Source organism: Enorma timonensis (assembly GCF_000321165.1).
Classification (GTDB): Bacteria; Actinomycetota; Coriobacteriia; order Coriobacteriales; family Coriobacteriaceae; genus Enorma.
This window is the reverse complement of the sequence record NZ_CAPF01000044.1, coordinates 1-7,351: the sequence shown is the minus strand read 5'-3', so window position 1 is coordinate 7,351 and position 7,351 is coordinate 1. Positions and strand designations below refer to the sequence as shown.

The window sequence follows — 7,351 nt, the reverse complement described above, 5'->3', positions numbered from 1 at the left end:
AGGCGGGAGTGGCGAGCACGGGGCTGCGCGCAGGCCGCGACGGGGCGGCTTCCCCGGTCGCGCGAGACGGGCGCGGGCGGCGCGCCCTCACCATCCTATCTGTCCTCATCGGCTGCGCGCTCGCCGCGGCGGTGCTTTTCGTGGGCGGCCGGGCCCTCGTCGCCGCCCTGCTCGACGACGGCGCGACCGGTGGCGGGGCGGCCGCGAGGGCATCGGCCGGGGAGGCGGCCGCTCCTGACGGTGTGGCTCGCTTCGATGCCGGCGAGGAGATCGCCGACGGCAGTAGCACGTACCTCATCATCTCCGACGGCGACGGCTACGCCTTCGCGCGCCGACAGGGCACCGAGGACGCCGCGGTGGCAGCGCTCTTCGAGATCCCCGGCACGCCCGTGGGGTTTGCCCTGCACGACGGCGTGCTCTACATCGTCTCCAACAGCGCCGACGGCTGCCTTGTGCAGAGCTACCTCTACGGCGACGGCTCGCTGCCCGGCGATTTCTATGAGGGTTCGGGGAATGTGGTCGACCTCGCGCTCGACGGCTCCGACCTCGTGCTCACGATGGCCGACGGCCGGGACTACACGCTCGCCCTCCCCGATGCCGGGGCGTAGGCTCGGCGGGCGTTAGAGGTAGCCGAGAAGTGAGACGTATTGCTGCGCGCTCTCGGGCACGCTGAGCGTGATGGTCTGGCCGTAGGCGTCGACGGTGATGTAGGACGGGTCGGCGTACGTGGTGACGGTGGCCTCCGCGCCCTGGTAGCTCGTCGTGAAGGAACCGGTGGCGGTCGCGTCGGCAGGCAGCGCTATGGCGCTCCACGACGAGATGTCGAGCTGGTCGATGGCGGCGTTCACCTGGTCTTCCGACATGCCGGTCGCTTCGGCGATGGCGCCCGTGCTCGAGCGGAGCGCATCCTCCATGCGCCCCTTCACGCCGGAGGCATCGAGCGCGGCGTTCGTGAGCCCGACGCCGATGGCGTCCTCGAGCGGCGTGCCCTCGAGCGCGAACGTCCAGGCGAGGGAGAAGATGCCGAGCACGATCGCAAGACCGCACGTGATGCCCGCCAGGGCGCGCGTGAATGCTTTCATCTCAGGGGCTCCTCTCGGGGCTCGGGGTCCGCGGGGATGATCTCCGTGCTCAGACAGTCCTCGCTGCGCTGCGGAACTGCGCGCGGAGATCATCCCCGCGGACCCCGAGCCATGTGATGGTTCCTGGTTACTCCATCGCGCCGGGCGATGCGTTCTCGGCGCTTCAAGAACAAAGGAAGAGGTGTGTGCGGGGGCGGGGGCATGTCCTCCGCGCGCAGTTCCGCAGCGCAGCGAGGACTGTTTGAGCACGGAGGACATGCCCCCGCCCCCGCCCAGGGCTAGTTCTTGAGCGAGTTGAGGGGGGCGGGGAAGCGGCCGCCGCGGTGGGCGAGGACGGTGCCGGCGTGCGCGTTCACGGGCATGATGGGGGCGCGCCCGAAGAGCCCGCCGTACTCGACCGCGTCGCCCACGCCCTTGCCGATGGCGGGGATGATGCGCACGGCGGTGGTCTTGTTGTTGATGACGCCGATGGCCATCTCGTCGGCGATGATGCCCGCGATGGTCTCGACGGGGGTGTCGCCGGGGATGGCGATCATGTCGAGGCCCACGGAGCACACGCAGGTCATGGCCTCGAGCTTCTCGAGCGAGAGGGCGCCGGCCTCCACCGCCTCGATCATGCCCGCGTCCTCGGAGACGGGGATGAACGCGCCGGAGAGCCCGCCCACGCTCGAGGTGGCCATGACGCCGCCCTTCTTCACCGCGTCGTTCAGGAGGGCGAGCGCGCAGGTGGTGCCCGGGCCGCCGCACGTGCCCACGCCGATGATCTCGAGGATGCGCGCCACGGAATCGCCCACGGCGGGGGTGGGGGCGAGCGAGAGGTCGACGATGCCCTTCTCCACGCCCAGGCGCCGCGCGGCCTCGCGGCTCATGAGCTCGCCGGCGCGCGTGATCTTGAAGGCGGTCTGCTTGATCTTCTCGGCCACCTCCATCATGCTCGCGGACTCGGGGAGCTCCTCGAGCGCCGCGGCCATGACGCCGGGGCCGGAGACGCCCACGTTGATGACGGCGTCCGCCTCGCCGCTGCCGTGCACGGCACCGGCCATGAACGGCGAGTCCTCGACCATGTTCGAGAAGACCACGAACTTCGAGGCGCCCACGGAGTCCGCGTCCGCGGTGAGCTCGGCGGCGTCGCGGATGACCTGCGCGGCCATGAGCACCGCGTCCATGTTGATGCCGGCGCGCAGGCTCGCCACGTTCAGGCTCGAGCACACGCGGCTCGTCTGGGCGAGTGCGGCGGGGATGCTGCGGATGAGGCGGGCGTCGGCGTTCCCGATGCCCTTCTGCACGAGCGCGGAGAACCCGCCCAGGTAGTCGATGCCGAGCGTCTCGGCCGCGCGGTCGAGTGCGTGGGCGAGGGGCGTCAGGTCCTCGTCCGGGCAGGCGGCGGCGATCTGCGCCACGGGCGTCACCGAGACGCGCTTGTTCACGATGGGGATGCCGTACTCGCGCTCGAGGCCCTCCGCGGTCTCCACGAGGTGCTCTGCGGTTCTGGTCACGTGGTCGTACACCTTGGTGCACATGCGCTCGAGGCTCTCGTCGGCGCAGCTCATGAGCGAGATGCCCATGGTGATGGTGCGGATGTCAAGGTGCTGCTCGAGCACCATGCCGCGGGTCTCGGCGATCTCTGCGGGCGTGATGGCCATACATGCTCCTATCTGCCGGGTTCCCATCATTCTACCGTGGCGGGCGGGGCGCCGCGCCGCCGGGGCGCGTTCTCCGCATGCCCTTAACATGGCGCCCCGGCACCCCAGCGCGCCGGGGTGCAGCGCGCGGTGACCTCGCCCGTGCGCCCGGTCTACTCGCCCAGCTCCTCCTGGCAGATGCGCGCGGCGGCCGCGGCGTCCTTGGCGTAGAAGTCCGCGCCGATCTGGCGGGCGTAGTCGGGCGTGAGCACGGCGCCGCCCACGATGACGCGCACGCTGGGCGCCTCGCGGTGCAAAAGCTCGATCGTCTCGGCCATGGCGGGCACGGTCGTGGTCATGAGCGCGGAAAGCCCGACGAGTTGCACCCCGTGTTCGCGCACGGCGGCGAGCACGGCCTCGGGCGCGACGTCGCGGCCGAGGTCGTGCACCGTGAAGCCGTAGTTCTCGAGGAGCATGCGCACGATGTTCTTGCCGATGTCGTGGATGTCGCCCTTCACCGTGGCGAGGCAGATGCCGCGCCCGCGCGCCTCGGCGCTCGCGGGCATGCGTTCGCGGATGACGTCGAAGCCGGCGCGCGCCGCCTCGGCGGCGGCCATGAGCTGCGGCAGGAAGAGCTTCCCGGCGTCGAAGAGCTCGCCCGCCTCGTCGAGGGCGGGGATGAAGTGCCGGGAGATGACCTCCATGGGCTCCAGCTGCTCGAGCGCCGCGCGCGTGGCGGCGGGCATGTCGCCCTTGCGCCCCGTGAGGATGAGGTGCTCGATCGTCCCGCGCTCGGCGTCCGTCTGCCGCGCGCCCTCGGCGGGGGCACCCGCGACGTGCGCGCCCGTCGCGGTATAGGGGTCGGGCGCGCCGGCATAGCGGTCGATGAACGCGGCAGAGCCCTCGTCCTCGGCGTTGAGCACCCTGAAGCTCCGCACCACGTCCATGATGCGCTCGGAGGCGGGGTTGATGATGGGCGCGTCGAGCCCGGCGCCTAAGGCGGCCGCGAGGAAGGTGGCGTTCAGGAGGCCGCGCGCGGGCAGGCCGAAGCTGATGTTCGACACCCCGAGCGCGCAGTGCACGCCCAGGCGCTCGCGGCACGCCGACACGGCGCGGAGGATGCCGAGCGCCTGCCGCTGGTTCGTGGAGGCGGTCATCACGAGGCAGTCGACGAGGATGCGGTGCGGGCCGATGCCGTAGCCCGCAGCCGCGCGCACGATGCGCTCGGCGATGGCGACGCGCTCTTCGGCGGTCTCGGGAATGCCGTGCTCGTCGAGGGTGAGCGCGACGATGTCGCAGCCGTAGCGCGCGGCGATGGGCAGCACGGCGTCCATGCTCTCCTGCGTGCCGTTCACCGAGTTGATGATCGGGATGCCCGCGTAGCGCCGCGCCGCCGCCTCGACGGCCTCGGCATCGCTCGAGTCGATCTGCAGGGGCAGCACGGTGGACGCCTGGAGCTCCTCGACCACGCGGAGCATGGTCGTGCGCTCGTCGATGCCGGGCAGGCCGACGTTCACGTCGAGGATGTCGGCACCCTGCTCCTGCTGCTGGATGCCGAGGCCGATGACGTGCGCGAGGTCGCCTTCGCGCAGCGCCTGCTGGAGGCGCTTCTTGCCCGTGGGGTTGATGCGCTCGCCCACGACCGCGATGGAGCGGCCGTCGAGCACGGCGGCTTGCTGGGCGCTCGCCGCGACGAAGGGGCGGGGGCAGCGGCGCGGCTCCAGCGCGCGCCCGCGCGCTTCCATCGCGCGCGCGAGCAGGCGGATGTAGTCGGGCGTCGTGCCGCAGCAGCCGCCGACGATGGCGACGCCGTCGGCGAGCATGCCGGAGACGGCTTCGGCGTAGGCCTCGGGCGCGATGTCGTAGACGGTGCGCCCCTCCTCGGAGCGGGGGAGGCCGGCGTTCGCCTGCACGATGACGGGCACGTCCGTCACGGCGAGCATGCGCTCGGCGAAGGGGCGGATCTGCGCCGGGCCGAGCGAGCAGTTGATGCCGAGGGCCTCGACGCCGAGCGCCTCGAGCGTGCGGGCGGCGATCTCGGGCGAGGTGCCGAGGAACGTGCGGCCGTCCGGCTCGAAGGTCATGGTGGCGAAGATGGGCAGGTCGCAGCTCTCCTGCGCGGCGATCACGGCGGCGCGGATCTCGGCGAGGTCGGTCATGGTCTCGATGATGATGAGGTCCGCCCCCGCCCGCGCGGCGGCGCGCGCCTCCTCGGCGAAGAGCTCGTAGGCCTCGTCGAAGGAGAGCGTGCCGAGCGGGCGCATGAGCGCGCCCGTGGGGCCGATGTCGCCGGCGACATAGCGGGCGCCGGCCGCCCGCGCTGCAGCGACGGCCGCGGTAAAGACTTCGTCGACCGTCGCGGCGTCGCCGAGCTTGAGGCGGTTCGCGCCGAAGGTGTTCGTCGTGATCACCTCGGCGCCCGCCTCGACGTAGGCGGCGTGGATGCGCGTGATGGCCTCGGGGTCCGAGAGGGTGATGAGCTCGGGGCGCGCCCCGGCGGCGAGGCCCGCCGCCTGGAGCATGGTGCCCATGCCGCCGTCGAAGAGCAGGCGACGGCGCCCTTCGAGCACCGCGCGCAGGTCGTCGTCGGCGATGCGCAGCGCATCGAGTGTACGTGGCTTGAACATGGCTCACCTTTCAGATGTAAAAATACCCCTGGGGTAATTTTACCTATAGCAGCGGGTGCCGCGGGCGCGGAAGGCACAGCCGTCGGCACGGGCGCAGCCCCGGCAGCTCCGCACGGCGTCGGCGGCGGGGACGGGGGCGTTGCCCAGGGCGTCCGCGCGGAAGAGCCCGAAGACGGCGGTAACGCTCTTGGCGGGGATCATGAGGTTCGAGGGCGTGAGCGTGATGCCGAGCGCGCGGCGGGCGTCGAGCGCGTCGAGCAGCGAGCCCTGCGCCTCGAGCGGCAAGTCGCCGTAGCCGCAGGAGAAGCGCCAGTTGCCCGTGAGGCCGCAGCGCGCCGCCTCCTGCTTCGCCGCGCGGTCGAGCGCCTCTGCCGCTTCCTCCACGAGCGCCGAGCAGGCGGCGTCGAAGAGCGCGGCATCGAGCGGCTGCAGGGTGCCGAGGAGCCTCAGGCGCCGCTCGCTCTCCATGCCGAGCGTTACCGCGAGCACGACGGCCGCCTCGGCGTCCTTGAGGTGCCGGTAGATGTCGCGCCCTGTGAGCTCGACCGTGGTCCCCGTGAGGCGTATGCAGGGGTTCCCCGCGGCATCCGCACCCGTCGCGTCGACGGCGAAGGCGGCGCGCACCCCGCGCGGCGCGGACACGCGCTCGGCATCCGCTGCGGCCGCATCGATGCGCGCGGCGAGCCCGTCCTCGATCTTCTGCCCGGTATGCCCCAGGTAGCGCAGCATCTCGGTGCGGGGGACATGGAGTGCGGCCGCGGGTGGGCTCCAGGGGCGCGGGGTGCCCAGGGGGAGCGCCCCGGTGCCGCCCGCGCGCGCGTCCGCCTGAAGGGCGCCCGGATCCGCGGAGCGCTCGCTCACGAGAGCGCCTCCATGGCGGCGCGGGCGACGGACGGGCGGTTCATGGTGTAGACGTGCAGGCCGTCGACGCCGTGGTCGCGCAGGTCGACGAGCTGGCGGCACGCGTAGTCGATGCCCGCCTTGACGAGGCTCTCGGGGTCGTCCTCGTACTTCGCGAGGAGCTTGATGACGGGCGAGGGGAGCGACGCGCCGCACATGAAGACCATGCGGCTGATCTGCGCGCGGCTCATGAACGGCATGATGCCGCAGGTGATGGGGATCGTGATGCCGGCCTGCTCGGCCAGGTCGAGGAAGCGGTAGCACACCTCGTTATCGAAGAAGAGCTGCGTCACGAAGAAGCTCGCCCCGGCGTCCTGCTTGAGCTTGAGGTGCCGCACGCTCGTGGCGAGGTCCTCGCACTCGATGTGGCCCTCGGGATAGGCCGCGCCGCCCACGCAGAAGCCGGCCTCCACGAGGGTGGGGATGATCTGCGCGGCATAGGCGTAGTCGCTCGGCGCGCCGAAGGCGGGGCTCTCGGGCGTGGGGCGGTCGCCGCGCAGGGCGAGCACGTTGTGCACGCCGGCGGCGCGGTACTCCTCCACGCGCGCTGCGAGCTGCTCGCGCGTGAGCGACATGCAGGTGAGGTGCGCCACGGAGCTCACGCCGAACTCGTCCTCGATCATGTGCGCGATGGCGGCCGTCTGGCCGAAGTTGCCGCCGCCGCCCGCCGAGCACGTCACGCTGATGAAGTCGGGGCTGAGCGCGCTCAGGGCTCCCGCCGCCTCGCGGGCGCGGTCGAGCGTGAGCTCGCCCTTGGGCGGGAACATCTCGAACGAGACGGGCGTGCGCCCGGCTTCCTTCGCCTGCGCGAAGATGTCATCGATGCGCATGGGGTACCTCCTTGCCGCGGGGTGGGCATAACGCGAAAGCGTACCACACGCGCGGTTCCTGTGGCGGCGGAGCCGGCACGCGGGCGTCTCGCGATGCGCCATGCCTGCGTCGCGCCATGCCGCGCCCGCCGCCGTTTGCCGTCACAGGTCGAGCGCGCGGGCGACCTCCTCTGCGCAGGCGAGGGCGTCGGCGATGGCCGAGACCACGAGCGACGAGCCCGTCTTGCCGTCCCCGCAGGCGAAGACCGGCGGCTGCGGCGCGGCCTCGTCGCCCGCCGCGCCCGCAACCT

General features: G+C 72.0%; 6 protein-coding genes. 1 reads left to right on the top strand and 5 read right to left on the bottom strand.

Annotated features, from left to right (window positions below; all coding sequences use genetic code 11):
• The coding region (locus BN423_RS04975) for a hypothetical protein (protein WP_157196234.1) at window positions 1-608 on the top strand (608 nt) is incomplete at its 5' end.
• Window positions 609-620: 12 nt separating this feature from the next.
• Here the strand turns inward: BN423_RS04975 and BN423_RS04970 are convergent.
• The 5 genes from BN423_RS04970 to BN423_RS04950 form a co-directional block, all read right to left on the bottom strand.
• Window positions 621-1,082, bottom strand: coding sequence for a hypothetical protein (locus BN423_RS04970; RefSeq protein ID WP_019239163.1), 462 nt, complete (start codon window positions 1,080-1,082; stop codon window positions 621-623).
• A 278-nt stretch (window positions 1,083-1,360) separates the two neighbouring features.
• Window positions 1,361-2,725 (bottom strand): PFL family protein, encoded by a 1,365-nt coding sequence (locus BN423_RS04965; RefSeq protein WP_019239162.1) that lies wholly within the window; start codon window positions 2,723-2,725, stop codon window positions 1,361-1,363.
• 152 nt (window positions 2,726-2,877) lie between these two features.
• Window positions 2,878-5,331 (bottom strand): homocysteine S-methyltransferase family protein, encoded by a 2,454-nt coding sequence (locus BN423_RS04960; protein ID WP_019239161.1) that lies wholly within the window; start codon window positions 5,329-5,331, stop codon window positions 2,878-2,880.
• A 39-nt stretch (window positions 5,332-5,370) separates the two neighbouring features.
• The gene (locus BN423_RS04955) at window positions 5,371-6,192 is read right to left on the bottom strand and encodes a vitamin B12 dependent-methionine synthase activation domain-containing protein (protein WP_019239160.1); all 822 of its coding nucleotides are present in this window, start codon (window positions 6,190-6,192) and stop codon (window positions 5,371-5,373) included.
• Complete coding sequence (locus BN423_RS04950; RefSeq protein ID WP_019239159.1) at window positions 6,189-7,061, bottom strand: methylenetetrahydrofolate reductase; 873 nt, start codon at window positions 7,059-7,061, stop codon at window positions 6,189-6,191. The genes BN423_RS04955 and BN423_RS04950 overlap by 4 nt, the downstream gene beginning before the upstream one ends.
• Window positions 7,062-7,351: the final 290 nt, after the last annotated feature.

Bases quoted from the DNA above. Each gene is read 5' to 3' on its own strand.
- BN423_RS04970 (WP_019239163.1), bottom strand. From the start codon at position 1,082: ATGAAAGCATTCACGCGCGCCCTGGCGGGCATCACGTGCGGTCTTGCG.
- BN423_RS04950 (WP_019239159.1), bottom strand. From the start codon at position 7,061: ATGCGCATCGATGACATCTTCGCGCAGGCGAAGGAAGCCGGGCGCACG.
- BN423_RS04965 (WP_019239162.1), bottom strand. From the start codon at position 2,725: ATGGCCATCACGCCCGCAGAGATCGCCGAGACCCGCGGCATGGTGCTC.
- BN423_RS04960 (WP_019239161.1), bottom strand. From the start codon at position 5,331: ATGTTCAAGCCACGTACACTCGATGCGCTGCGCATCGCCGACGACGAC.